This is a genomic window from Kitasatospora sp. NPDC098652, from assembly GCF_044760155.1.
Taxonomy (GTDB): domain Bacteria; phylum Actinomycetota; class Actinomycetes; order Streptomycetales; family Streptomycetaceae; genus Kitasatospora.
The window spans coordinates 36,766-62,412 of the sequence record NZ_JBIWAQ010000029.1 but is presented as its reverse complement, the minus strand read 5'-3'; the positions used below and the strand labels follow the sequence as shown (position 1 = coordinate 62,412).

At 71.8% G+C, this 25,647-nt stretch carries 28 protein-coding genes; 11 read left to right on the top strand and 17 right to left on the bottom strand.

Annotated elements, in window-relative coordinates; genetic code table 11:
- Positions 1-2: 2 nt before the first annotated feature.
- The 7 genes from ACIQWA_RS36775 to ACIQWA_RS36745 all read right to left on the bottom strand — a co-directional run bounded on the left by ACIQWA_RS36775 (position 3) and on the right by ACIQWA_RS36745 (position 5,516).
- Positions 3-215, bottom strand: coding sequence for a hypothetical protein (locus ACIQWA_RS36775; RefSeq protein WP_402490423.1), 213 nt, complete (start codon positions 213-215; stop codon positions 3-5).
- A 43-nt stretch (positions 216-258) separates the two neighbouring features.
- Entirely contained in the window at positions 259-897 is a 639-nt protein-coding gene (locus tag ACIQWA_RS36770) for a GIY-YIG nuclease family protein (RefSeq protein WP_402490420.1), read from the bottom strand.
- A 57-nt stretch (positions 898-954) separates the two neighbouring features.
- Positions 955-1,389 (bottom strand): MarR family transcriptional regulator, encoded by a 435-nt coding sequence (locus tag ACIQWA_RS36765; RefSeq protein WP_402490418.1) that lies wholly within the window; start codon positions 1,387-1,389, stop codon positions 955-957.
- Entirely contained in the window at positions 1,386-1,919 is a 534-nt protein-coding gene (locus tag ACIQWA_RS36760) for a MarR family transcriptional regulator (protein WP_402490415.1), read from the bottom strand. The genes ACIQWA_RS36765 and ACIQWA_RS36760 overlap by 4 nt, the downstream gene beginning before the upstream one ends.
- A 1,435-nt stretch (positions 1,920-3,354) precedes the next feature.
- A complete protein-coding gene (locus tag ACIQWA_RS36755) occupies positions 3,355-4,110 on the bottom strand; it encodes a hypothetical protein (protein WP_402490411.1) in 756 nt (251 codons plus the stop codon).
- Between the two features lie 155 nt (positions 4,111-4,265).
- Entirely contained in the window at positions 4,266-4,925 is a 660-nt protein-coding gene (locus ACIQWA_RS36750; RefSeq protein ID WP_402490408.1) for a hypothetical protein, read from the bottom strand.
- A 72-nt stretch (positions 4,926-4,997) separates the two neighbouring features.
- Entirely contained in the window at positions 4,998-5,516 is a 519-nt protein-coding gene (locus tag ACIQWA_RS36745; protein WP_402490405.1) for a hypothetical protein, read from the bottom strand.
- A 127-nt stretch (positions 5,517-5,643) separates the two neighbouring features.
- Between ACIQWA_RS36745 and ACIQWA_RS36740 the strand changes: the two genes are divergently transcribed.
- Positions 5,644-7,446 (top strand): zeta toxin family protein, encoded by a 1,803-nt coding sequence (locus ACIQWA_RS36740; protein ID WP_402490402.1) that lies wholly within the window; start codon positions 5,644-5,646, stop codon positions 7,444-7,446.
- Positions 7,447-7,497: 51 nt separating this feature from the next.
- On the opposite strand, the gene ACIQWA_RS36735 is transcribed toward ACIQWA_RS36740, so the two are convergent.
- On the bottom strand, positions 7,498-7,773 hold the full coding sequence (locus ACIQWA_RS36735) for a hypothetical protein (RefSeq protein WP_402490400.1): 276 nt from the start codon (positions 7,771-7,773) through the stop codon (positions 7,498-7,500).
- Positions 7,774-7,940: 167 nt separating this feature from the next.
- On the opposite strand from ACIQWA_RS36735, the gene ACIQWA_RS36730 reads away from it, so the two are divergent.
- The gene (locus ACIQWA_RS36730) at positions 7,941-10,613 is read left to right on the top strand and encodes an ATP/GTP-binding protein (RefSeq protein WP_402490397.1); all 2,673 of its coding nucleotides are present in this window, start codon (positions 7,941-7,943) and stop codon (positions 10,611-10,613) included.
- Between the two features lie 58 nt (positions 10,614-10,671).
- Here ACIQWA_RS36730 and ACIQWA_RS36725 read toward each other — a convergent pair whose 3' ends face one another.
- From ACIQWA_RS36725 to ACIQWA_RS36685, 9 genes are all read right to left on the bottom strand, one after another.
- Positions 10,672-11,001, bottom strand: coding sequence for a hypothetical protein (locus ACIQWA_RS36725; protein ID WP_402490394.1), 330 nt, complete (start codon positions 10,999-11,001; stop codon positions 10,672-10,674).
- 124 nt (positions 11,002-11,125) lie between these two features.
- A complete protein-coding gene (locus tag ACIQWA_RS36720; protein ID WP_402490392.1) occupies positions 11,126-11,425 on the bottom strand; it encodes a hypothetical protein in 300 nt (99 codons plus the stop codon).
- Positions 11,422-11,832, bottom strand: a complete 411-nt coding sequence (locus ACIQWA_RS36715) for a hypothetical protein (RefSeq protein WP_402490390.1) — start codon at positions 11,830-11,832, stop codon at positions 11,422-11,424. The genes ACIQWA_RS36720 and ACIQWA_RS36715 overlap by 4 nt, the downstream gene beginning before the upstream one ends.
- Complete coding sequence (locus tag ACIQWA_RS36710) at positions 11,829-12,677, bottom strand: DciA family protein (protein WP_402490387.1); 849 nt, start codon at positions 12,675-12,677, stop codon at positions 11,829-11,831. Before ACIQWA_RS36710 ends, ACIQWA_RS36715 begins: the two co-directional genes overlap by 4 nt.
- On the bottom strand, positions 12,674-14,149 hold the full coding sequence (locus ACIQWA_RS36705; protein WP_402490385.1) for a hypothetical protein: 1,476 nt from the start codon (positions 14,147-14,149) through the stop codon (positions 12,674-12,676). Before ACIQWA_RS36705 ends, ACIQWA_RS36710 begins: the two co-directional genes overlap by 4 nt.
- Before the next feature lie 809 nt (positions 14,150-14,958).
- Entirely contained in the window at positions 14,959-15,810 is an 852-nt protein-coding gene (locus tag ACIQWA_RS36700; RefSeq protein ID WP_402490383.1) for a DUF1932 domain-containing protein, read from the bottom strand.
- Positions 15,807-17,012, bottom strand: coding sequence for an HAD-IA family hydrolase (locus ACIQWA_RS36695; RefSeq protein ID WP_402490380.1), 1,206 nt, complete (start codon positions 17,010-17,012; stop codon positions 15,807-15,809). Before ACIQWA_RS36695 ends, ACIQWA_RS36700 begins: the two co-directional genes overlap by 4 nt.
- Complete coding sequence (locus ACIQWA_RS36690; protein ID WP_402490460.1) at positions 17,009-18,022, bottom strand: AAA family ATPase; 1,014 nt, start codon at positions 18,020-18,022, stop codon at positions 17,009-17,011. Before ACIQWA_RS36690 ends, ACIQWA_RS36695 begins: the two co-directional genes overlap by 4 nt.
- A gap of 184 nt (positions 18,023-18,206) precedes the next feature.
- The gene (locus ACIQWA_RS36685) at positions 18,207-19,514 is read right to left on the bottom strand and encodes a GNAT family N-acetyltransferase (protein ID WP_402490377.1); all 1,308 of its coding nucleotides are present in this window, start codon (positions 19,512-19,514) and stop codon (positions 18,207-18,209) included.
- A 291-nt stretch (positions 19,515-19,805) separates the two neighbouring features.
- Between ACIQWA_RS36685 and ACIQWA_RS36680 the strand changes: the two genes are divergently transcribed.
- From ACIQWA_RS36680 to ACIQWA_RS36640, 9 genes are all read left to right on the top strand, one after another.
- On the top strand, positions 19,806-20,360 hold the full coding sequence (locus tag ACIQWA_RS36680; RefSeq protein WP_402490374.1) for a hypothetical protein: 555 nt from the start codon (positions 19,806-19,808) through the stop codon (positions 20,358-20,360).
- Between the two features lie 120 nt (positions 20,361-20,480).
- Complete coding sequence (locus ACIQWA_RS36675; RefSeq protein ID WP_402490371.1) at positions 20,481-20,675, top strand: hypothetical protein; 195 nt, start codon at positions 20,481-20,483, stop codon at positions 20,673-20,675.
- Between the two features lie 161 nt (positions 20,676-20,836).
- Complete coding sequence (locus tag ACIQWA_RS36670) at positions 20,837-21,250, top strand: hypothetical protein (protein WP_402490369.1); 414 nt, start codon at positions 20,837-20,839, stop codon at positions 21,248-21,250.
- Positions 21,251-21,255: 5 nt separating this feature from the next.
- Entirely contained in the window at positions 21,256-21,399 is a 144-nt protein-coding gene (locus ACIQWA_RS36665; RefSeq protein ID WP_402490367.1) for a hypothetical protein, read from the top strand.
- 282 nt (positions 21,400-21,681) lie between these two features.
- A complete protein-coding gene (locus ACIQWA_RS36660; protein ID WP_402490364.1) occupies positions 21,682-21,933 on the top strand; it encodes a hypothetical protein in 252 nt (83 codons plus the stop codon).
- A gap of 111 nt (positions 21,934-22,044) precedes the next feature.
- A complete protein-coding gene (locus tag ACIQWA_RS36655) occupies positions 22,045-22,557 on the top strand; it encodes a hypothetical protein (protein WP_402490361.1) in 513 nt (170 codons plus the stop codon).
- 32 nt (positions 22,558-22,589) lie between these two features.
- Complete coding sequence (locus ACIQWA_RS36650) at positions 22,590-24,395, top strand: DUF2637 domain-containing protein (RefSeq protein WP_402490359.1); 1,806 nt, start codon at positions 22,590-22,592, stop codon at positions 24,393-24,395.
- Between the two features lie 207 nt (positions 24,396-24,602).
- Entirely contained in the window at positions 24,603-24,872 is a 270-nt protein-coding gene (locus ACIQWA_RS36645; RefSeq protein ID WP_402490356.1) for a hypothetical protein, read from the top strand.
- A gap of 217 nt (positions 24,873-25,089) precedes the next feature.
- The gene (locus ACIQWA_RS36640; RefSeq protein WP_402490353.1) at positions 25,090-25,632 is read left to right on the top strand and encodes a hypothetical protein; all 543 of its coding nucleotides are present in this window, start codon (positions 25,090-25,092) and stop codon (positions 25,630-25,632) included.
- The last annotated feature ends 15 nt before the right edge of the window (positions 25,633-25,647 follow it).

Below are 25,647 nucleotides of genomic sequence, written 5' to 3'. Positions count from 1 at the left end.
GGTCAGATCTGGCGGTCCGGATCGGAGAAGGTGAGGCCGCCGGCCGCGAGTGGACGCCGGGCCGGTGCGGGCACGGCCGCTGCCCCACTGGGCGGCTGGCGGAAGTCGGCGCCCTGCTCGACCGGCAGCAGCCGGCGCCTGCCGGACTGCGCGGGCACGGGGGCGTCGACGGAGGACTCGGAGAAGCGCAGGGAGAGCCTGCGGCGGTCAGTCATGACCGACAGTCTCGCGCCCGAGCGGGCGAGGCGCACCGAGTTTCTACTGGTGGCTCGGCCGAGGGGCTTCGGCAGCCGAGTGCACAAGCCTCAGGCGCGGGCGTGGCACGGGTACTTCCGTCCTCGGGACTGGTTTCGCGAGCGCGTGCAGCATCACCCGGCCCAGCGGCCGCACAGCCACGAGACGGCCCTCGGCGACAAGCCGGGCGAGGGCCTTCTTCACACTGACCGGAGACGTGCCGAGCACCTCGGCCATGCGCAGGTTCGTCATGAACAGCGGATCCCCGCCGGGGGCTCGCGCGGTGTAGAGGTCCAGCACGGCTGCGGAGATCTCGCTGGCGCTGCGCGGAGTCCTCGCCCTGTCGGGCCGGCCCGGGTCCGGTTCGTACGCCTCGACCTCGCCGGTGATCAACGCGAGGGGGTCCTCGTCCCGGAAGTCGAACCACTCCCCGTGGATCCGCTGACGGGCGAAGCAGCCGTGGAGGTGCTTCTCGAGGCGTGGACCTCCCGGGAACGTCGCCAGGAGGCAGAGTTCAACGGGCGACCCGGCCTGGAGGCTTGCGAGTCGGCTGGCCGGGTCGACGCTTCTCCCGATCTTCACCGGCCGGGCGGCTGGCGACCCCACCACGTAGACGGATTCGCTGGCCGCCTGTGTCGGCTTGTCCTCTCCAACGTCGTTCACGGCACGGCACGTTACAGAGCACCGCTGACAGTAGCGCTCCCGTCGGACGCTGCGGCCCTATTCCTGGTCGGGGACGGCCTTGATGGTGCGTCGGCGGCGGGCGTCGACGTTGCCGACCTTCCGGGGGCCTTCGGCCCGGGCGTCGAGAGTGATCTCGGGGGCCTCGAGTGCTTCTCCGACCAGGCGGCGGATCTCGGGGTTGGAGGCGAAGAAGAAGCGGGGGTTGACCCGGTAGCTGCCCGGGTCGGGGTGGTCGACCAGTTGGAGCGCTTCCAGGCGGGCCAGGGCCTCGTACGCGGTGGAGGTGGAGGTCCCGCAGTCGTGGGCGATCTCTTCGACGTCGGCGGTGATCGGGGCGAACACGGCGCCGTGGCTGGTAAGCCATTCCAGGACGCTGCGCTGGCTGGCAGAGAGGTTGAGCGTGTAGACGGGCGGCATGCCGAGGCTGTCCGGGTCGAAACCGCCGCGGTGGCTGTGGGTGGCGGCGCTCATCGGGTGCCTCCGTTCGTCGTGCTCCTGGCCGTGGCTGTACGGCGCGGTCCGGGCGTTTTGGCGGCGGCCTTCTCGGCGGCCTTCTTCGCAGCGGCTACCGCCTTGGCGTCCGGGGTGATGGGCGGCGGGTCGAGCCTGCGGCACGCCTGGACCTGGGCGTCCCCGGAGCCCTCCCAGAAGCGGCGCGGGTTGAGCTGGTAAGTCTGGCTCCGCGGGCTGGTCTTGAGCAGGATGTTCAGCTTCACCAGCCGCGCGAGCGCCGTCTTCGCAGTCGTCTCGGTCGCCAGGATCGCCTCCGCCACGGCCGCCGCGGTCACCTTCACCGCCGCCCCGGCCCCGCCGTTCGAGCGGACCCAGTCGATCGTCGCCCACTCCGCCCCGGACAGCGCCAGCGAGTACAGCGCCGCATCGTCGGTGTAGGCGTTGAGGGTGTAGGAGCCGTCCATGGTGTGCGGCGTCCGCGCCTTCGGCGCAGGCAGGACCGCACCCGTGTCCAGGTTCACCAGGGCGATGTTGCCCCTGCGAGCCATCGCTGCTCCTCACCATGCCGTCACGGTCCGAGAACCGGTTCAACGACCGGTCCGCCATCTGGTTCCTATGGGCTGGTTTTCCAGACGTTAGCTCCGAAAAACCAGACCTTAGGGCCATGAACCTACAGGACAGAGCCGGGAAAACGCAGCTCCAAGACGTCGTGTCGCAGCGCAGCCACCTCTCAAACCCCTGCCGTAACGTCTGGTTTTCTGGCTCTAACGGCTGGAAAACCAGACGTTAGAAACAGCAAAACCGCAGGTCAGGGCATATGTCCTCTTCTGTAGTAAAGGTGCACGTCCGCACTTCGGACCCTGGTGCGGGTGTCACGGCAACCACGCATCGCTGGGGCCGCAGGCTCCAGCTCAGCATCGGAACGCTGGCAGCGGCATCCGGAGGGCTGATGTCCCACGCCGCTGCCGAATTCTGGGCCGGGCACCCACATTGGGCTACTGGTCACGGCCAGGTGAAGGCCGTGTCGTTCAACAGCCTTCACACACCTACGAGTTCAGGTGGCTGGCGCCCTTGCTCTGCCGCCGATGGTGCTGGTGGGGTCGGTGGCCGGTGCGGGCCAACGGGTGGTCCCGGCCCACACCCCTAGGTCGTGAAGGTGGCCAACAAGGGCTCGGTCAGGTGGGTGGTGACGTCGGTAACCGCTGGGTGGGCAGGCAGGTCGGGGAGGGTGGGGCAGCCCGGATCGGCAGGTGGCCCCGGCCCAGTACAGGCACCGGCCACCTTCACCGAGGGCAACTGCCCAGGCTGGACCGTCCACGGTCCAGCCGGTGAGTCGACGGGCCGACGGCGGGGCCGGCCACGGCCCTGACGGCGGATCCGGCGGCGCAGGGCAGGCGGCAGCGCATGTCCAGCCCGCGCAGGGCTGGTGGGGGGCGCGGGGGGAGGAGCCCCCCGCAAGGTAGGCGTGTCCAGCGCCGCCGGGCGCTGGCCACGGGTGCGGGGGCGGAGCACGCCGCGCCCAGCCCCCCGGTCTGCTGCCGACCGCAACGTCGTTGTGGTTGCCGCCGGGTCCCGGCCAGGACGGCAGGGCAACCGGATCACTGACAAGGCGGGGAGAGCGAGGGGTTGTTGCTGAACTGAAAGTCCATCCTGGTGCCCGTGAAATTCGAGACGCGCTGGTGAAGGCGGAGGGCTTCGGTCTGCCAGTGCACGCGAGCGGCACCGACCGCGGTGCGCAGCCGGCCGGGACCGCGGGGGCAAGGGGGGTGCCCGGGGTCCCGGCCGGGGGAGGCTTCGGCCGCGCGTGGGCGTGGCCGTTCTGCTCGGCAGCCTCGTCTTGGGGACGGTGGGGTTGCCGTGCCGGGAATGCTAGACCTGCGTGGTGGTGGTGAACAGGGCTGTGACCTGCTGTTTTTCGGCCGCGAACATGCCAGGTGGGTCCGAGGCCCGGTGTCGGCCGCGCGGGCGGGTCGGGGCCCGGTGTCAGAGGGCCGGCTGTGCTTCGGGGTCGCGGGTGCACAGGTGGGCGCTGGGGCAGGCCGGGCAGCCGCGGACGTCGACGAGGTCGGCGACGGCGTCGAAGAGCTCCTGGGCGCGCTCGACGGAGCCGACGCCATCGAATGTGGCGTACTCCTCGGCGGTGCCGGTGGTGCCCTCGGCCAGGTGGGAGCGCAGGTAGCCGAGCGCGGCGAACTCCTCCACGCCCAGGGTCTGCGGGTCGCCGGGGATGCACGTCTGGGGGACCAGGTCGCTGGCGAGGTCGCCGCCGAACAGCCAGGGGTCGCCCGGCCGGGCGGGCTTGCCGATGACGACCCGCAGCACGCAGTCGTCCTCGCCGTCCGGTTCGACGAGCAGCATGCCGGCGGCGTGCAGCTCGTGCACCGTGGCCCGAAGATCCTGCCCGTCGCCCTGGCCGCCGAGCATGGCGGCGAGTTCGGCGACCGGCAGCCGGCCGACCGTGCCGTCCGGCCGGCGCAGCCGCAGGGCGCCCTGGTCGAGGGCGAGGTCGAGCCACAGCGCCTGGGCGGGGATCTTCGGCCCGTAGGCGGGGCCGAGGCGGACCAGGCGGCGGGTCAGGTCGATGGTCTCGGGGCTGAGTCGGGGGTCGGTTGCGGCCTTCGTGGCGGCGTCCGGGGCGAGGGTCATCCACTGGTCGTAGCCGGGTGGTTGGAGCTGTTGCAGGGTGTATTCGGCGGCGGCCCGTTCCCGGCGCGGCTTGCCCGGCTTCTTGCGTCCCACGGTGGTGCCCTCCCAGCTCAGCGTGCGGTGACCGGGCCATTGAACACCCGCCGCGGCCACCTGCTCCGGGTAGTGGCTCGGGAGGGAAGGCCGGCCGGCGGCTGGGTCGAAGCCGTGCTTCGCCGCGAGGGCCGATCAGGCTGCCCGGCGATTGGCTAGCGGATGCGGGTTCCTTGCTGCATGACGCGGGCCGTGGTCTTGGCCCAGGCACGTTGAGCGGCGTCGTTGCGCTGCCAGTAGAGGCGGTCGCCTTCGCGTGGTGAACGGAGCGCCTTCATCGCGTCTTCGAGGTGCGGGCGCAGCTCTTCGGGCTTCTCGAAGTCGAGCATGTCGGTGATGCCGTCGTAGACGAAGCGTGCGATCTGGTCGCCGGGTTCGCCTTCGACGGTCAGGTAGACGGTCTGGAAGCCGATCAGGGCGGCGGAGGTGCCTCGGCGCCGGCCGCGGACCTCTTCGCCGTGGACGGTCTGCTGGGTGCGCGGCGACTTGGGGGTGGCGAAGAACGGGCAGACCATCGCGGAGAAGATCATGCAGGCGCGGTGTCCGGGCCCGTCGTAGCGGGTGCAGCGGTTGTGCCGGATCACCGCGCCGATCTCGTCCTCGGCGAACAGCCGGTACTTCGCCTCCCCTGGCTCCATCTTGAAGCCGCAGATCGCACATCGGCTCTGCGCCCACAGGGAGCCGCCGCGATGGAAGTTCTGCCGGGCCAGGTCCGGCTCGCCGTCGCTCCACGGGTTCTCGGCCGGGACCGGGTATCCGCGGGAGTCCCGCGGCAGGGCTGTGATGTAGGCGGGGACGGCAGGCAGTTGGATCACGCTCACCAGCGTGCCCGACGGTGTGCCGGTTCGTCAGCGGAATCCGCGTATCGGGGGGCGGTGCCGGGCAGGTCAGTCGGCCTGGTTGCCGGGGTGGGTGCGGTCGAACCACTGAATGAACTCGTGGACCGTGCCGATCTGGGCGACGCGTTCGTGCAGGGCCTTCTGGTCGTGGCCGGGGACGAACCAGCCGGTGGTGGTGCTCTCGCCGCAGCCGCAGGCGCAGGCCTTCACGTCGAGGACGGAGTCGATGTAGGTGACGGGGTTGCGGACGGTGGCCGGGACGGGGGAGGGCTTGCCGACGTAGGCGTCGTGGACGGGGTGGCCGGCGGCCAGGACGGTGCCCTCGGCGGCGCGGCGGCTGCTGGTGACCTGGACCAGGCGGTCGATCTCGATCGCCTGGCGTACCAGGCCGTCGGCGGCGAGCAGCAGGTAGCGCTCGCGGTCGGCCTTGGCTCCGAGGACCCAGGCGCCGCGTCCGGCCTCGTACAGCTGGTGGTCCGTCATTCCGGGTTCCCAGCCGGTGTGGCTGCGGCCGAGGGGGTCGTCCGTCCTGGCTGCGGTCCTGGGGCCCAGCTTGATGTGGATCATCCGCTCTCCCAATAGCTGGATCGGCTTAGCGCCAAGGGTATGCGACGTCTATGCTTCCCCGCGAGGACGGAATAGTTGAAACCCCTTGCCGCCTCGTCTATCAATCTATTGACGGATCGGAGCGGCGGTGCGCGAGCAGTACGAGGCCCAAGGGGCGGTCCCCGAGAGCGACCGGGTCCTCAAGGAGGTGATCCTGCCGGCGTGGACGGGCGGGGCCGTGCCGCAGGAGCAGCCGGTGGTGGTGTTCGTGGCCGGGCAGGCCGGCAGCGGCAAGACGCTCGTCGTGGACCTGGTCCACGCCGCGCTCTCCCGACGGGGCGGGGCGGTGCGGGTGGATCGCGACGCCTACAAGGCCGTTCACCCCCACTACCTGCGCTTCCTCGCCGAGGACGTGCGCACCGCCGGGGTGCGGGTGCGCACGGACACCTACGGGTGGCAGGCGCAGCTGGAGGCGCGCCTGCGGCAGGAGCGGTACGACGCGGTGGTGGAAGCGGCGCTGGGCCGCCCCGAGGAGTTCCTCGCCGAGATCGCCACGTACCGGCGGGCGGGCTACCGCGTCGAGATCGTGGCCCTGGCCGTGCCCGAGGCGCTCAGCCAGCTCGGTGTCCTGGACCGCTACCTGCACCTGGCTGTCGAGGGCCGGGCCCGCTACGTGGGCTGGGACAACCACGACGCCTGCGCCGCCGCCCTGCCCGACACGCTCGCCGCGCTGGAGGCCGGGCACCTGGCCGACCGGGTCTTCGTGGTGCGGCGCAGCACTGAGACGGCGTTGGAGAGCGTGTACGCCAACGAGCTCGACGCCGGCGGGGCCTGGGTCCGTCCGGCGCGCGCGGACCGGGCGGTCCTCGCCGAGCGGACCCGCCCGTGGGGCGCGGCGGAGACCGGCCGGTTCCGCCGCCAGCTGGCCGCCTGCGAGCGGCGCGTGCACGACCCCCGGATCCCCGAAGACTGGGCGCTGGCCGTAGGCCGCGACGCCGAGCGGGCCGCGGCGCTGGCCGAACCGGTGCGCCGCACCGCCCAGCCGCTGAAGCAGGCGCCCGGGGTGGACTACCACCGGCTGTCGGCGGACGAGCACGAGTTCGTCTTCGACGCGGTGATCGTGCCGTCCATGCTGGAGCCGGTCACCACCCAGGACCAACCCATCGTGGTCTACATCGCCGGACAGCCCGGCGCCGGCAAGACCCGGGCCGCCCGCCTGGTCCACGGGTCCCTGCGCAGCCCGGTCCACCTGTCCGGCGACGACTTCAAGACGCTGCACCCGGACTACCTGCAACTGCTGCGCACCGATCCGCGCCGGGCCTCCGAGAGGATCCGTGCGGACTACCGGGCCTGGCAGGCGAAGGCCGAGGCCTACGTACGCGAGCGGCGCGGGAACCTCGTCATCGAGACCACCCCGGCCGGACCCGACCGGTTCGCCGCCGACGCGCAGGCCTACCGGCGGGCCGGGTACCGGGTGGAGCTGCTCGTCCTGGCCGTGCGCGCGGCCGACTCCCGCCAGGGCACCGCCCATCGCTACGCCGAGGTCAGCCGACTCGGCCTGCCCGCCCGCTTCACCACCACGGCCGGCCACGACGCCCACTTCCAGGTGCTGCCCGACGTCGTCGCGGCCGCCGAGGAACTGGCGGTGGTCGACCAAGTCACCGTGATGCGGCGCGACACCACGGCCCTGTATCGCAGCCAGCCGACCCGCATGCGGCCTCAGCACCCGGCGGCGGCGATGGCCCTGCTCGCAGAGCAGGCGCGCCCCTACACCGACCAGGAGGCGGCCGCGTTCTGGGCCGTCCAGCGCGCCCTGCACGCCGCGATGCCGCAGTACCGCGACGACTTGACCGCCATCGGGGCCCTAGCCGTCCCGCTCATGCCCGCTGCTCTGCAGCCGCGTCGGCTCAACTCGCCCGCCGCTGCGATCGCGCTGCCCGCGCGCGCGTGACCGCCCGTCCCCGGCCGATCCCCGCACCGGCCCTTCGGGTCCGCCGCGGCCTCAGCTGCCGCCGACCTCCAGGTTCCTCAGTCGCTCGGCGTACAGGTCCTTGATGTGCTCGATCTCCTCGGGCGCCGCGTCAACCAGTCGGCGCCGGTCCTCGGTGCAGGCCTGCATCTGCCCGGTCAGCTCCTCCTGACGCTGCTGGTCTCCGGCGCGCCGCGCGTCCAGGAGTTGGCGGCCGTACCAGGCGATAACGGCGCCCACCGCTTCCTTCGCTGCCTCGTACGGGGTGCTGCCGTCGTCCGGGGACGACGGGGGCGGGGGAGTGTGCACGGCGAACCACCTCGAGGGCTTCGAACAGTCTCGGCCGGGACAGCGCCGCCGGCTGCCCGGACGGGCCCGCCAGTGGCCCGTTCCCGGCCCTTTTCCGCTTGATCCTGCCCCTTGACCTGGTCCATCACCTAAATTGGCCTCAGATGACATGTCCTGGGGGGACTCTCGTGGCCGACCTTCGCGCGCTGTTCAGCTCCAACGACCCGGTCGACAGCGCCGAGGCGTTCACCAACCGGCAGCACCAGTGGGGGTTGTTCTCCACCGCCCTCGAAGAACACCTGCGCACCATCGCCGGCCCCGGCTTCGACGTCGAGGACCTCGAGACGCCCCGCGCCAACGTCGCCGTGTTCTACGGCGTCGGCGGCATCGGGAAGAGCACGCTCCTACGCAAGTTGGAGGCCTCGCTCACCGCCGCAGACCAGCGCCCCCCGCAGTGGGGCACCGGCATCGGCGCGGGCGAGCGGCTGCTGCCCGTGCGCATCGACCTCGCACGCTCCGCCTCCACCGGATCCGACTTCGAGCGCGTCGTCCTGACCATCCGCCTCGCCCTGGCCGGCGCAGTCGGCCGACCGATGCCCAGCTTCGACCTGGCACTGCGCCGCTACTGGGACGCCCAGCACCCCGGCGAGCCACTGGAGGAGTACATCCGCCGCACCGGGCTGATGGGCAAGGTCGGCCAACTGCTGCCCGGCCAGCTCGGAGCGGCTGTCAGCGAGGTCGCCGGCTCGCTGGAACTGCCCGGCCTGGTGGGCTCGGCAGCCGGCCAGGTCGCCACCGCGCTCGTCACGGCGCTGCGTGAGCGCCGCGAGCGGGCCCGCGCGCTGGCAGGAGCCGCCCGCACCGCCGCCCTGCTGGAGGCCGACCCCGACCTCGAGGCGCTCAGCTACTATCCGCACCTGCTGGCCTGGGAGATCAGCCGGCTGCCCGCCAAGCACGCCGTCGTACCGGTCATCCTGCTGGACACCTTCGAGGACACCGAGGACCGCCACCGCGACCTGGAGCGGCTGCTCCAGCGCCTGATCTGGCTGCTGCCGAACTGCTTCTTCGTCATCGCCGGCCGCAACCGCCTCACCTGGGGCGAGGACGGCCTGCAAGGGCAGCTCGACTACACCGGCCCCCAGGCCTGGCCGCACCTGACACCCCAAAGGCATCAGCCGGCCCGCACGGCGGGCGGCCAGCGCCAGCACCTGCTCGGCGACTTCTCCCGGATGGACTGCGACAGCTACCTTGCCCGCCGCCTCACCCACGACGGCCAGCCGCTCATCCCCGAGGACGTCCGCGCCGTCATCACCGCCCGCTCCCACGGCCTGCCCCTGCACCTCGACCTGGCCGTCGCCCGCTTCCTGGAGATCCGCCGCACCGGCCGCACCCCCGCCCCCGGCGACTTCGACCACACCTTCCCAGCCCTGATCGCCCGCACCCTGTCCGACCTCACCCCAGACGAGCGCCACGTCCTGCGCAGCGCCTCCCTGCTGGACGCCTTCGACCTCGACCTGGCCACCCAGGCCGCCGGCCTGACCCACCAGGCAGCAGCCCGCCGCCTCGTCGAACGCCCCATGATCAGCGAAGACCCGTACGCGATCTGGCCGTACCACCTGCACGGCGCCATCCGCGCTGCGCTGCGTACGGACGACACCACAACGGCGGACCGCTGGACGGCGGCCGACTGGCACCAGGCCGCAGAACGGGCATTGGCCGCGCTCGGCGGCCAGTGGCGGGCCCACTCCCCCGCAGCCGGCCGAGCCTGGCTCGTCGCGTGCCTACGCCAAGGCCTGCGCCTGGCCCGCGACCACGACCTGGACGACCTCGCCTGGCTGACCGACGCCGCCCACGCCTACGTCGACGACTCCGTGTGGGAGCCCATCGCCCCACCCGCCCCCGCCCACGGCGACGGCCAGGCCGCGGACACCCCCGCCGACGCCCTCGCCGACCTGCTCACCGCCATCAGCCGCCGCCAGCACGAACACCGCGCCCACACCGCCCGCCGCCTGAGCGCCGTCCTGGACAGCAACCTGCTCTCCGACGAACTCGCCCAGCTCGCCCGCTACTACCGGGCCAAGGCCGACAAGGACCTCGGCCGCACCGCCGCCTCCCTCGAAGGGATGCGCCACGTTGCCGCCGCGGGAGGACGCCTCGCCCCCCAGGCCCAGCGCGGCATCGCCAACCTCGCCCGCATCGCGGGTGACTTCCCCGCCGCACTCGCCGCCGCCTCCACCCTGACCTGGAAGAGCCGCCGCCACCGCGTCCGCGGCGACATCCTGTGGCCGCAGGGCGACTTCACCGCAGCCGCCCAGGCCCTCCGCGACGGGCGAGCCGAGGCCGAGCAGTACAACGCGCCCGGTGAGCGGGCCATCGCACAGACCCGGCTGGCCCTGGTCACCGCGTTCGCCGACCCCGACCGGGCCGGCGAAGAGATCGCCCTCGCCCGCCAGTACCTGGAGCCGCTCGACCAGCGCGCCACCGTGCTGCACGCCCACGTCGCCGGCCTGGTCCGCGACGCCGGTACCGATGACCGCGACATCGCCGACCGCGCCGCCGTCCTGCGGGCCCAGATCGACGTCGCCGGCCTGCCCTGGCTCATCCCGCTGCTGGAGACCGCCCTCGCCTTCCACCACGCCGTCCGCGGCGCCGAGAACGATCTGACCGCCACCCTCGCCCGGCTGCGCGAGGCCACCGCGGGCGGCGACTTCACCTACTACCTGGACATCGCCCACTTCATGGCCGGCTTGCCGCTGCCCGCACCGTCCACCACGCAGTGGCTCGACGACGAGGAGACCGTCCGCAACCGGTGGCACGCCCTCGTCACCGAGCGGCAAGAGCGCCTTCGCACCGCACGCTGAAATGGGTGAGGCGACCCCCGGGCCGGGGGTCGCCTCACCCATTTCGCGTCGACTGGGCCTACTGCTTGCCGCTCAGGCGGCGCAGCTCCTCCAGGACTGCTGTCTGCCCCGTCACCAGGGTCTCCAGCATCCGGGCGTGTTCCGTCTGTCCGGCGACGAGGGCGCCAACGGCCTCCGCGAGGCCGGTCACCGCCTGGCGCTGCTCGATCTGGTCCTCCCGGATCGCGTTCAGCACCTGGGTGTGCCCGCGCAGGGAGGCGCGGACCTCGGCGCTGTCCCGGTCGGCCATCGCCGCCATCGTGCGCGTGGCCGCGGACTCCTCCCGAAGCCGGTCGACCTCCGCCTCCAGCGCCGCCAGCCGCGCCCGCAGGTCGTCCATCTCGCTCATATCCGCCATCGTCCCAGGTCCCTCCCTGTTCGGCCGTCCGTCATTCAGCGTAGCCTGCCCCGCACTGCCCGCTGAGCTGGGTAAATACGCCCGGCCATCCTTCCGGGTTGTGCTGATGTGGGGGTCAGGGTCCGGCGATGACCCAGGTCACGAACACGGACTTCATCGTCTCGTGCACCCGGTAGACGACGCTGATGCGGTCGCCGGTGTCGGCGGCCGGGTCGGTGCGGGCGGTGTAGTCGTCGACCTCGGGGTCGGTGCCGCCGGGCACCGGGATGCCGAGCCGGGGGAAGATCGCCAGGCGCTCGACGAGCTTCTCGACCGCGTCCAGCTCGCCGGGGCGCAGCTGGGCGAGGGCGGCTTCGGCGGCGTCGGAGAGGAAGACGTGCAGCGGGGCTGGCTGCTGTTCGGGCTGGTCGGTCACCGGTCGCCGACGGCGGCGCGGAGCCGGGCGAAGGCCTCGCTGGCCGGGGTCCACTGCTGGCCGCCGATGGGTGCGGCGAGGGCGTTCATGGCTTCGGCGCTGGTGCGCAGGGTCAGGCGGTGGCGGTAGGTGGCGATGACCTCGGCGACGACGGCCAGGTCGCCGATCGGGGAGGCGTCGAGGGCGGCGGCCAGGTCCCGCTCGAACAGTTCGCGGTCGCCGGGCAGGCCGTAGCGGGACAGGACGGTGCGCAGCTCGTGGAGGGTGGCCGGCCGGGGCGCGGCCGCGTCCTGGTGGTCGGGCTGGGTGGTCACCTGGTCCTCCTCGGTGGTGGCGGCCGCCGTGGTGGCGGGCCGCAGATTCGACGGTAGCGGTCGGCGGGCGAGTGGTGGAGCGGTCCTGGTCACGCAGCACCGCGGGTGGGGGTCAACTGTGGCTGGCGGGCGGTGCGTAGCGGGACGGCGTGACCGCGGGCGACGGCGAGCGCGGCGTGGTGCCGGGCGAGGAGCTCGCGGGCGTGGGCGGCCCGGGCCAGGGCCTCCTCGTCCTCGGCGGAGGGGCGGTGATCCCGTTCGGGCTCGCGCAGGCGGTTGTAGTACCGGCGCAGGATCTCCTCCCGGGCTGCGGCTTCTTCGTCGAGGGCGGCCCGGCGGGCGACGGCCTGGTCGCGCATCTGCTGGCGCAGCTGCTGGTAGGCCACGCTGTCGGCGAGCGGCGGCGCTGGCGGCGCGGGGGCCGGGTTCGTCGTCGGCCGGACGGGGGCAGCCGGCTCGGTGTCGGGTGCCGGAACGGGAGCGGTCTGGCCGACACGGATGTCGATGGCACGGACGGTATCGGGCCGGGCGCCGTTCAGCTTGGCCAGGATCGCGCGCTGTTCCAGGCGCAGCTTGGTGGCCCAGGCCGGGGAGTCGCAGGTGACCCGCAGGGTGCGGGTGTCCGCGTTGAACCCGGCCGGGAACCAGTGGAGGGATTCCTCCGCGCCGACGAGCGAGGCCCAGTTGGAGCGCATGGTGCCCTGGGCGGTGCCGAGGGCCCAGCCCTGGGCGGCGGCCATGGCGGGCATGACGACGGCGATGGTGGAGGGGTCGCGGGCGTCGCGGCCGGCGCGGGCGATCTGCTGGCGGGTCGGTGCGGTCTTCTTCACCGGTGCGTTGCCGTTGAGGCGGGCGGTGCGGCGGGCGGCGCGTAGCGCGGTGCGGGCGAGGTCGGCGCCGCCCTGCTCCTGGGTGGTGCTGCGCAGGGCGTCGGTCATCGGGTTACTCCCAGCTGGATGTTGGGGTTGGCGTCGAGGGAGGCGTATTTGGCGACCAGGTCGGCTCCGAAGCGCTCGAAGGCCTGGTCGCCGGCGGCTTCCATCTGGGCGAGCGCGGCCGCGGGCAGGTAGGCCGCTTCGGCCAAGTCCTGCCGGGTCGCGGGTGCGGCGGCGGCCGCAGCACCGAACAGGTCCGCCATGAACGTGAACTCGTCGGCCAGGTCGCGGACCGCGGCGACGGTGGTGTCGGCGACCTGGACGGCGGCCCGCTCGGACACCGCCTGGTCGTGTTGTTCCTGCTCGACGTCCTGGCGCAGGGCGTGCGCGATCAGCGAGTGCGGCCGCTCGGGGCGCCAGAGCAGACCGGCGCACCCGTACTGACCTGCGATCTCGCCCAGCCAGGCCATGACACGGCCTTCGGTCCAGCCCCTCGCGGCCAGGTCGTTGAGGACCCACCGCAATTGGTCGTGGCTGGCCTGGCGCACCCACGGCACCCGCCGGTACGCGACCCGGGCGAGCTGGTCACCGGCCGCCATCATCGCCGCCGTGACGACCTGCCCGAGTACTGTCCGGCGCCGCTCCCCGGTCAGCCGCGCAGCGCGCTTCTTCCTGGTGCTGGACGTCGTCTCACGGGCCGCGCCCGTAGTTTTTGAATCACCCACAGAGGAAGAGCTCAGGCAATCAGTGGTACCGCCCTCCATTGGGGTGCAACGCGGTGTGCTGACGGACTGTCGGGCACGGTTGTGACGAACGGTGCGACGGGTGCGGCGGGGCCTTCGCGAGGCTTTCTTCCCGAGCTCCGCGATGACCGGCCGACCTTCCTCCGAGATGCCGGTCATCCGCCGCTCCACGCCCTCGCCCGTGGTCCGGATGCCGAGCGCCTGGTCGTAGGAGAGCGGGATCAACCGCTCGTACTCGCTGGCGCGGCAGTCCACCCGGACCTGACCGGGCATCATCGGCAACCGGGTGCCGACGGTGCGCCAGGCCAGCAGGCCCGTAGCCCGCAGGATCTCCAGGTGGTACTGCACCGTGCGCCGGCTGCACTGCATCGCCCGCATCAGGAACGCGATCGACGGCCGGCACGGAGTCAGCTCCGACAGGATCCGCGCGAGCCGCAGCGTCGTCTCGCTGAACTTCGGCCGACGCGACGGCGGAACGTACAGGCCAGCGCCGTGCACCCAGTGCACCGCCTGCATCCAGCTGTAGCCGTCCAGCACGATCCGTCCACCCGTACCCGACACCAGGTGCTGCTGCTCCGGCACCCACGCGACCCTCTTCGCCGGGACCACTGCGGCAGCGGACGCTTCCTGGCGGTGGCCAGGAACGAGCAGAGCGGCCGGAACCGCATGGTTCGGACCCGATCGTGTGACACCAGAACCCTCACCCGAACGAGTGATGTGCATCACATTGCAGACGGTGCGCGCGGCGGGTTCGACAACCGGTCCGCCAACCGGTCCCTCAACGAATCCCATGGCAGGAACGGGGGAGGAGATCTTTCCCCCCTCCCGGACCGCATCCTCCGAGCTCAAACCGGGGACACCACTCGCCGCGACGGGGGCACTGTGGGACTGGAACGGGGCTGTGAGCTGCTGCAAAATGACAGAGCCCTCCTACTCGTAAGTGGATACGGCAACCGCCCCCCTTCACAGGGGTGCGACAACGGGCCCCCTCGCGGGGGTACGGCAAGACGGCTCCCTCCCAGGAGCCGGTACAGCAACAGCAAGGCGGGCCCCCTTGGGGGTCCTGGTTCAGTCCGAACCGCACTGCGCCCCTTCCGGGCCCCGGCCGCCAAGCCGAGACCCGTTCCGGGCCCTCGTCCGATCGCCAAATCGGACGGATCACGTAAGACCGCAGACCGGTGGCAGGCACCACTGGAAGCGGCCCGGGGTTGCTGGCCTCGCCAAAGGCCGGCGCCCCCAAGACGACTAAGTCACACCAAACCCCCTCGGGGGAGAGGTGTGTCCAGACACGACGAACGGCACCCCGCCGGAGCGAGACCGACTCGGTCGCTCCACGGCGGGGTGCCGCGCGTGTGCCTTGTTCTGGGTACGGGTACCCTTCACTGCGTCACCACCCTTCTCGTGGTTGACCGGGACGGGCCCCTGGCAGGGGGCGCCGATCCACTTGAACGCCGTCCGGACCTTCGGGGCCGGGCGGCGAAGTGCGTTTTGGATCACTACTGACGATGACAGCCTACCCCTGTGGACAACGCGGAGAGTAGGCGCGAGCGCACCGTGTCGATCTGACGTCCCAACGATCGGACGGTCCGACAAAGCCCTTGTCACTCAGACCTCCGCAGCAGGTCCAGGGCGCTCTCCAGCGACAGGTCGTCGTTGTCCTTCGTATCCGCCCAACACTTGAGCGTGCTGGCTACTGCGCGCAGCACCTCATCCGGCAGCCCCGCCGTGCGCAGCGTGTCGGCAGCCTCCTCCATCTCCGGCGCCCACCGCCACGCCCGGGCTGCCGTCTTGGCGATGTAGTCGGTCTCGACCAGGTAGCTGCCGACCCGCTTGCCGGCCACATCCAGCAGCGCCTGGTCGACGCCGTGGTGACGCGCCAGGCCGTAGGAGAGCGCAGCGAGCACCCGGCTGGCCTTCTGGTAGGCCGTGTAGGACACCTTCAGCGCGGAGGCCTGACCGATCTCTTCGCCCAGAATCGGCGTCGACACCGGAGTGTCCGAGAACAAGGCCGTCACCAGCGCGGCGGCGCCGGACGGGCCGGAGAGGAACAGCCGCGTGCTTTTGTTGCCGACTGGAGGGGAGCCGATCACCGAGCCGTCGACCACTGCTCGGGCGCTGCGGCCCACCAGGTCGGCGATGCGCTGCACCCGGTCCGGACTGATCGCGTTGCCTTCTACATAGACCCCGGTGAAACCGTGCCCGGCGACCTCGCGGGCAACGTTCTCGGCCGCAGCCGGCGGGCACAAGCTCAGCACGACTTCGGCCCGCTGGAGCAGCTCGCGCAGCTCGGCTACCGGCTCCAGACCGGCCTGCTCGGCACGCCGCATGGTCGCGGCGCTTCGCCCGAATGGGCACCACAGCACCCTGGCCCCGGCCGACACCGCGCAAGCCGCGACGGCCGCGCCCATGCTTCCCGGGTGCAGCACTCCGAGAACCTGCCGGTCCGGCGTCACCAGCCACCGCCCTGGACAAGAGCGAAGGCCTCCACGGCGGTGGGTACAACGTGGTCCGGCTCTACGCCGCCAAGCCAGGGGCGGCCGTGGGAAATCCACACGGTGCGCAGTCCGGCCTTCCGGCCGCCGACGACGTCCAGGTCGGCGTTGTCGCCGATCATCCACCCGCCCTGGGAGAGATCCCGGCCGACGCGAGTGGCTGCTGCCTCGAAGATCTGGCGGTCCGGCTTCCGGACGCCGACCTCCTCGGAAATGCACACGTCGTCGACCAGGCCGGTGATGCCGGAGGCCTTCAACTTGGCGTGCTGAATCTGAGTGCCGCCGTTGGTGACGACGACGACCTGGTGGCCGGCCTCCCGAACAGCGGTCAGTGCCTCGATCACGCCGGGGAACGGCGTCACTGACGCGGCGAGTTCCGGCTCGTACCGCGACCAGAGTTCGCTGGCTGATTCCGGGAGTTCGAGCTCCGCGCACAAGGCCTCGATCACCTTCACGTCCGCTCGGATCCGCATGGCCTCGAGCATCTGCTGCTCGACCGTCGGACTCAGACGGTGTTCTGTGCAGTACCTGGCCACCCAGTCCGTCACCGCGGAGAGCCGGTCGATCAGCGTGTCGTCGAAGTCGACGAGCACCAGGTCGCCGTGCGGTGCGGTGAGCGCTTGGCGAATTTGCGCGGCGGCGGCCTCGGGCCCAACTTCGTCCGTGCGGATGGTCAGGTCGAAGCGGAAGTTCGGGTTGGCGTCGAGGTCAGCCCGGGTCGCATCCCACGCGGCCAGCCGTGCCGGAGTGTCCGCGTCGCCCCGGCCGTTCGATCGCGCCTCGGTCACCTCCCGCGGGCACCACAGCAGAACGGTCAGCCACTGTGCCGGGTAGCCGTCGAGCACGGCCCGCACCCCGTCGACCTGGCCCAGGTGCATCACCGGCACCCCGGCCACGACTGCGGCATCCAGGCCCGGCCGGTCAGTCACGTACGTGCTGTCGTACCGCGAGTTCTCGTACACGACCGCGCCCGACGCCCGCAGCTCCTCCAACTGCTCCGAAGTGCCCATTCGGTAGCCGGCGGACCGGCCGGGCCCTACCTTCACCCGCGAGAACAGCGAGAACATCGGGTCGAGACCGGCCAGGGCCCGGGTGACGGTGTCCTTTCCTGCCGCCGGCGGCCCGTAGAGGATCACGCCGCGTACGGCGGGCGCCTCGTTCACGCGTAGACCTCCCGGATCGCCTGGCGGGCCTGGTCGGCGAGGGAGATCGCGGCGCCGAGCCGGTTGTCGACAACCAGGTGCGGCACGGCCGGCCGCAAGTCGACGTCGATCGTCTGCAAGTACTCGTTCCACCGCTGGAGCTTCCAGGCATCGCGGGCAGCCGAGCGGAAGGTGATGTACTCGCGCATTGACTCCGGGTCGCATTGGACCCAGATCGGCGCGACGTCGACGCCGAGCGAGGCGCACTTGTTCGTGAGCCGCCGCATCCAGTCCGCGCTGGTCATCTCCGAGATGAACGGTGCGGTCAGCACGGTGCTGATCTTGCAGTTGATGTTGGCCCAGGCTGCCTGCATCAGGCAGTCGTACTCGACGTTGCGCACCTGCTCGCGGTACAGATCGGTGTGCCGGTCGTTCGGATCGCCGCCGAGAGCCACCAGGAGCTGCTCCACCAAGGGTCGGGTCAACGGGTCCTTGTCCAGCAGAGGCCAGCCGGTCAGTTGAGTGAGGAACCGGGCGAACTCCGTCTTACCGCTGCCGGCGTACCCGCCGACCAGGACCACGACCGGGCGGTGCGGGTCACCACCGGTGTGCCTCCGCTTCCAGGCGTCCAGGATCCGCTGCTGCACGCCCATGTGGTCGGCCTCACCACCACCCGGCCCGATCCGGTGGATCGCCCGCTCGACAGCCAGCACGTGGGAGCCGTTGTGGTCGTCGCTCGCCGGGGTGAGACGGAACGTGGTCTCCTCGCCCGGCAACGCCGCGCGAAACCCGAGTTCCGGATCCGTCGCCCGGTACAGCAGGCAGTACGCCCGGCGGTAGTGCGGCCCGGGGTAGACCTCGCCCTGCTCGTGCTGCCACAGCGTCTGCGGATTCGCGGCCGGGATGCCCCTGAGCTTCGCCTCCTCGGCGACCTGGCGCAGCTTCTCCCCCGCCTTCTCCAACGTCAGCCCGTGTGCTTCCCGCTGCGCACGCAGCAGGTCAGGCCGCCACCCTGCACGTTCCTTCGCCATCCCCCCACCCTCCAGTGTCACCATGCCCGGCAGCCTAGGGCTGACCAGCCAAAACCCATGTGTATGCAGATGTGAATACGTGTGTACGGCCCCGTTGATGGAGCTGATGACGCAGCTGTGATTCTCCGTCAGATCCCCAGCTGCTGGGATTGGCCTGGTCAGCAAAAGGTCCATGCAAGGGGCATCAATGGGGTTTCTCCGTCAGCTTCGGTCCGACGTTGCGGGTGCGACCGGCGGGTCGCTGGAACAGGGCGCCACTGCCCCGGCCGGCCACGTCAACGGTGCGGACGTGGGTGAAGGCGCGGTTGCTGTAGTAGGCCTGGAGGTCGGTGTTGTCGCGCCAAGCGTCCAGGCGGAGCCACTGCTTGCCCTGCTCGGCGGCGCGAAGGCTGGCCCAGTCCAGCAGCGCCGAGCCGAGCTCCAGGCCGCTGACGTCACGGCGGACGACCATGCGGTGGACGTACAGGGCGGAGTCGTTTGCCTCTTCTGGGCTCCAGAAGTCCCGGTCGGCATGCTCGTCCACGGTGACGGTGGCCACCGGGGCGCCCTCGTCCTCGACGATCCAGCACTCGCCCGCCGTGATGTTCTCCGCGATGCGTTCAGCACGCGGGGGGTACTGCCACTGCTCGGTGCCCAGTTCGCGCAGCCAGGAGGCCGCGTGCCCCCACAGGTTCACCACGGTCTCCAGGTCGCCCTCGACCGCCGGCCGGATGGTGGGGCTTCCGCTCAGCTTGGGCTTGCTTCGCTCGTAGGAGATGACGTGCCGGTCGCCCGGCAGGACGTTGGTCACGACGCGCACGGGGCGGCCTTCCTCGGTGTAGCCGGTGCAGAGGTGAACGCCAACGGGGGTGCCGGGGCCGAGCTGGAGACGGTCGGACTCATCCGGGGTCGGCATCCGCACCTGGATCTCGTCCAGCGCCCGGATCTGCTCGTACCCCAGCTCCGCCAGCACGACGTTCGCGCCGCGGGCGATGTCGTCCGGGCTCATGATCTCGCTGCCCTGCACCAGCTCCAACGGGAAATGCGAGTCGTTGGTGTTGTACGGGACACCGTCGATGAACCGGACACGCCGACGCACGGCCACCAGATCACCGTCGCCGAGTTGCAGTCGGCGCCGTACCTCCGGGGATGGAACGACCACGCTCACCTCGATGTGCTGGCCGGCCTCGCGGCCCTCCTGCTTCATCTGGTCGAGGAAGGAGTCCATCTCGGGGGACAACGGCCGCTTCATGAACTCCGCCTGGGGCCGGTAGACCATCGGTCGGCGGCTGCGGACGAAGTACCCGCGCGGACGGTCACTCACGATCAGGCCCTCGTTCACCAGGACCCGCAGCCCCTGAACGGCCGTCGAGCGAGTGGTCTCCCACTCGGCCGCGATCTCCGCTTCTGTAGGCAGCCGCGCGCCGGGTTCGAGGGTTCCGTCTGCGATCTCGGAGCGGATCTTGTCCGCAATGCGCTGGTAGAGGGCCCTTGCCCTACTGCTGACTGCCATGGCAGATGTCTACCTCTCTCTCAATGACTAGTCAATATAGCCGATGCGCTTGACGGTCGATTGCTGAGTGTGCAAGTCTCATCGCAGCGGGCATTGAGTAGTCAATCTACTCGGCCTAGCCAAACTTCATAGCTCTTACCCTGCGCCGGCTGAAGGTGAAGACCAGACCCGGGGGCCTGCGACAGGGGAGCAGCCCAGCAGCTGTGCTGCCCAGACCTCACGGACGACGTGTCGCCCGTGAGGTGTGGAGACCACAGCCGCCCCGCCCCTCCGACTCCTCGGGAGACCGTGATGCGCAGCAACTCTCGGCCGGCTCTCCGGCTCAGCACCCTCCGTCCCAACCAGATCGAGATGCCCCCCGGCCTGCCGGCCTCCCTGGTCTGCCCCGACTGCTCGGTCTGGCGCCGTATCAACCGCAGCAAGATCCAGCCGCACTTCCTGGACGACGAGACGACGTACTGCCCGGCCAGCGCCCAGCGCGTCGAGAAGGACGTCACCCCCGAGCAGTGGGCGAAGCGGATCGAGGACGGCGTCGCGGACGTCGCCGCGCGTCGGCCGACCACGGTGTTGAAGAAGGTCAAGACGCCGACTGCCCCGGCGGTCGTCCAGATCGCGCAGCCCCGTCCGGTCGCCCCGGCGCCGACCGCCGCCGAGCGTGCCGAGCAGTGGGCCGAGGTCCTGCTGCCCGTGTTCGTCGCCGACGCCCTGCGCCGCATCCCGCTGCACGGCGCGCGCGGCCCGATCTTCCCGCTGGCCCTGCCGGTCGGGGCCCGGCCGATCGCTCAGAGGCCCACCGCGGACGAGGTGCTCGCAGCGAGCCCGGTGCGCAAGCGCACCGCCGCCTGACCCGCCATCACCGGTACGAACGGCCACGGCCGCCGCCCACCCCGAGCACGACGGGGTGGGCGGCGGCCGTGCCACTGGTACAGCAACCGTCCCTTCCCCATCCAAGTCCGGGAGTAGCTGATGCGTATCCACCTGGTCGTCTACCTGGCTCGTACCAGCGAAGGCGAGGAGCAGGGTGTGGCCCGCGTCCCCTCGGGACGGGGCCGGCCGTCGTGGCACGAATGTGCGGCCGTGGTCCCCGGCTTCCTCATCGGGCGTTACCTCGGCCTGGCTCCCGAGTCCGAGGAGACCTGGTCCGAGCACCGCCCCGACTGAATATCAGCCGCACGAACCACCACGGCCGCCGCCGACCCCGACCTGCGGGGTGGGCGGCGGCCGTGGCTGCTCGTGCAGCCAGCACAAGAACGGCCTCGGGGATTGCGCCCCCGAGGCCGTTGTCGGTCGCCAGCAACCCCAAGCAGAGAAGAGGAACGACCGTGGACACCATCATGGCACCCGCCGCCCACCAGGCCACCCCGGACCTCGACGACCTCTACACGCGGTACGCCGGCCGACTGCTGGTGGCCGCCGCGGAGCAGCTCGCCGAGATCAACCCGGCCGCCGCCGACCTCGACGAGGACCTGGCCGAGGCCGTCTGGGAGGACGTCGAGGCCGGCAACTACCCCGACGAGGCCCGCGGCTTCGCGGGGCTGATGATCCTGCTGCGCGACAAGGTCCGCCGGGTCCGCACCCGGTCGGCCGCCGCCTCCCAGGCGATCCGCGAGGTCGTCATCGACCTGGACGAGCTCGCCGACACCGCGCCCGCCACCGCGATCCCCACCGTCCGGCCGCTCCCGGCCACCGTCTCCGCCGCCGTCGCCGCCCTCCGCACCCTCCCGCTGGCCGGGTGACCGCGATGAGCAGCCAGCACCTCGGCGAAGCCGAACTCGCCCGCCGGCTGGAGTCGATCCGCCAGGCCGCCGAGGCCGCAGAGCGGGCCCGCCAGCAGGCCGACCAGATCCGCCAGCCCGCGCCCACCAGCCAGGAGGGAACGCCGTGACCCGCACCGACCTCGCCGCCTGGCGCGCGTACGCCAACGGCAACGGCGGCGGCACCACCAACCCGCCCGCGCCCCCGGCCCCGCCCTCCCCCACCCCCGGCGGTGGCCGGTGAGCAGCCCCGAGGACCAGGCCTGGACCGGCCAGCAGATGGACGAGCTGCTGCGCCGCGCCCGGGAGATGCACCAGCGCGCTCAGGCCGAGAAGGCCGGCGACCAGCACTGACGACCCCGCCGCCGACCTCCCGGTCGGCGGCATCACCCTTCAACCACGGGAGACGTTCGATGTCCCAGACCACTGCCCCCGCCCAGACCCCCGCCTCCGCGCCGTCGCAGGGCACCCACCACTACGTGCTGACGGTCCAGAAGCCGATCCACAACGGCTTCGCGATCCAGACCTACGCGGGCACGTTCTCGCCGACCGGGATGACCCGCCAGGACTGCTACCAGTGGCTGATGGGCGAGATCGTCCGCCAGGCCCCGCAGATGGCCAACGCCTCGACCCTCTTCTTCGACGTTCAGCCCAACCGGATCTGAGCCCCGCCGGTTGCTGTCGTTCACCGCCGCCCCCGCCCAGCAGCACCGGGCGCGGGGCGGCGGTGTTCGACGGTGCCCGACGCACCGCCCCACGATCACGAGGAGGACCCCGTGTTCCGTCTGATCCGCACCACCACCTGGACCGCGACCCGGCGCCGTCTGCTCGACACCGAGTGCGAGCTGGAGGCGGCCGTCACCATCCTCGCCGCCCAGGCCGCCGGCTGGACGCCGCCCGAGCCGCCGGTCGACGGCGACCGGGCCGCCGTCCTGCGGTACGTCGACGCCGGAGTTCGCGACGAGGCCGTCTGCCGGGCCGCCGACTTCGCCGAGCAGCACCTCGACCAGGAGAACGTGCTCGGCCTGGCGTTGGCCGAGCGCTGGACCGGCTTCCCGGACGGCAGCGCCGTCCACTACCTCGGCGACGGCCGGTGGCTGCACTACCACCCCGGCCGCACCAAGCTCCGCACCAGCCGGTCCCACTCCTTTCCGGAGTCGGAGCGGATCTGCCTGCTCGACAGCCACCGCCGGGACCTGTACCCGGTGGCCAGCCTGCCCGACCTGCTGGAGCGGCTCGGCGCTCACTACATCGACTACCGCGCCCCGCGCGTCGGCCAGCCGGCCTGACCGGCGGACGCTTCCCCGAAAGGACGAATCGCATGAGCACGACGTACGAGAGCCCGCCGCCGCTGGCCCCGCCGGCCGCGGTGAACGGCAGCAGCCGGCCGCTGAACACGCTGGGCCTGCCGGTCCAGGACCGCACGGTCCCCGCCCCGGCGGCGACCGGAGCGGCGGAGGCCGGGACGAAGAAGGGCCTGGACTTCGGGAAGGGCGACTGGACGCTCGCCGGCATCGGCGGCCTGCTCGCCGCCGGAGTGTCCACCATCGGCCTGATGGCCTCCTACAAGGCCCTGGAACGCAAGGCCGCCCTGCCGGTGGCCAAGGGCGGCTGGGCGTGGGAGGACCCGTGGATGCTCCCGGTCGGCCTCGACCTGAGCATCCTGGCGTTCTCCATCATCAACCTGGTGCTCATCAAGGCCGACAGCGAGCTGGCCTGGGTGAAGTGGGTGCCGCGCCTGGGCGCGGCCGCCACCGTCTACCTGAACTGGCAGGCCGCCGCGACGCTGCCCAGCCAGCTCGGCCACGCCGCGCTCGTCTTCCTCTGGGTCGTGTTCTCCGAGGTCGCCGCGCACATCTACGCCGCGCACATCGGCGCGGTGAACGGCCGGACGCGGATGGACGGGATCAGGTTCTCCCGCTGGATCCTCGCCCCGTTCGCGACGGCGGCGATCTCCCGGCAGATGAAGCTGTGGGAGATCACCTCCTACACCGAAGCCCTGGAGCTGCTCCAGGCCCGCCAGGTCTACCGGCAGCGGTTGAAGCAGAAGTACGGCAAGCGCGGCTGGAAGAAGAAGGCCCGGGCCAACGAGCTGCTGCCGCTGACGCTGGCGCCGTACGGGCTCACGGTCGAGGAGGCGCTGGAGAAGCCAGCCGCCGAGGAGGCCGCCGAGCGCCTTCGAGAAGCCGAAGCCGAGCTTCGGAAGGCCGAAGCGGAAACGGCGGAGGAGCTTCGCCGAGCCGAAGCTGAGCTTCGCCGGGTCGAAGCCGAGGCCCAGATCAACGCCGCGAAGGCCAAGGCCCAGGCGGACGAGCTGGCCGCGAAGGCGGCGCTGGAGATCGCCAAGGCGGAGGCCGAATCGGCCGCTTCGGAGGTCCTTCGCAAGGCCGAAGCGGCGCTTCGGCTGCGCGAAGCGGAGTCCGAGGCGGAGGCCAAGCGGCTCGCCGCGCAGGCCGACGCGGACGCGCTGAAGGTGGCCGCCGACGCGGAGGCCGCACTCGCCCGCACCCGCCGCGAGGCGGAAGAAGCCCAGCTCAGCTGGGAGCGGGAGCAGCGCATCGCCCGCTGGGACGAGCAGGAGCAGGAGCGGGTCCGGACCGCCGAAGCGGAGGCGAAGGCCGCCGCCGCGGCGGCCCGCGCCGAGGCGGACAAGGCCCGGGCGGAGAAGGAGCGCAAGGAAGCCGAGGCGGCCGCCGCAGCGGCCGAGCGGGCCAAGGCCGAAGCCAAGCTCCGGGCTGGCGAAGCGGACCTTCGGGCCGCCGAAGCCGCCCGGAAGGCCGCCGAAGCGCAGGCCGCCGGCGCCACCGCGAAGGCCGAGGCCGAGCGTCTGGCGGAGCAGGAGCGCCTGGCGGCGGCGAAGGCCGCGGAGGACGCGGCGCTCGCCGAGCTTCGGGCCGCCGAAGCCCGGGAGGCCGCTGCCGAAGCGGAGGCGAAGGCGCGGCTGACCCCGGCGGAGCGCGAGGCGCGCAAGGTCGCCGACTGGATCGAGGCCGAGGGCGAGGGCGTGGTGACGCTCTCCTACATCGAGCGTGAGCTCGGGGTCTCGCAGACCACGGCGAGCGAGCGGCGCAAGCGGGCCCGGCAGATCCTCGCCGAGCGGCGCGGCGAGGCCGGCACCCAGGAGTGAGCGGACACGAGACCGGACGGGGGCGTTCATACCGCCCCCGTCCGGCCCTCCATCCAACCACCTGACCGGCCTGCCGCGCGGCAAAACGGCACGTCACAGCACCACTCGCGTCCGGCTGTTCGTAGCCGCCCCCGACCACCCGATGCGGGTGGGTGCGGGGGCGGTCACGGCCGTCCGGCCGGCGAGACCGACACGAGGGAGACAGCGGTGAGCAGCACCGCGCAGCCGCCGGCCTGGCGGCGCAAGAGGACCGAGAAGCGCAGCGAACAGCGGGCCCGCAGGGTCGGCGCCCACGCGGCGCAGCTGCGCAGCGAGGCGGCGTCGGGCGGCCCGTCGGCGGTCGCGGCGGCCGAGTGGAACATCCTGCGGTCGGTGATCGGCCGGCTGCCGGAGGCCGCCCGGGACGGCGAGTGGATGCAGATCGCCACCGCACTGCAGAACCTGTCGACGAACCTGGCCAAGCGTCACAGCAAGTGACGGAACGCCGATCCTGATCGCGAATTTCGCATCGCGCATTCGCAAGTACGCGTATCTGCCCGCCCCCAACGCGTAGGCGGGCGCACGGGCGCGCGCGAGAGTACCCGCCCACGGTGCGTAACCGCAAGGCGCGGCGCACCCGATCTTCCGGGCCGTCACCGGACGGCCCGCGACCCCTGTTTGGTGATCCACTACACCCCCTTGGGAGGGGACGATCATGGCTGTCATCGAAGCTGTTGTCGGCGCCGGAGTCGGCGTCGCGAGCATGGCCCTGTCGGTGGCGATGCAGGTGCTCGCCAGCGGCGGACAGACCGTCACCGCCGGCATGGGCCGGCGCCACCGCACCGGCGGCCGCAGCGGCGGCGGCGTGACGGGAGCGATCAACGGGGCGCTGTCGAAGCTGGAGATGCCCCGCCTGCACATCGCGATGTTCACCGCCGGCGGCGTCGGCCTGGCCGGCACCGGCCTGGGTCACCTCATCTCCACCTGCACCACCTGGGCCAACGACACGGCGGCGCACCTGATGACCGACTGGGTCGGCGTCGGACTGGGCTGGCTGATCTCGCTCGGCGCCGCGGTGATCCTGCTGATCGACATCCGGGACGACAAGTGCACCCCGCGCACCCTCGCCCTCGCCGCCTGCATGCCGTTCTTCATCACCGCGATCCCCGGCAAGGTCGGCGACGGCGCCGCCACCGCGATCACGACGGTCGCCCGGTTCATCGGCCACCTGGTCGCCTCCGCCTTCGGCATGCAGTAGAGGAAGGGGACACAG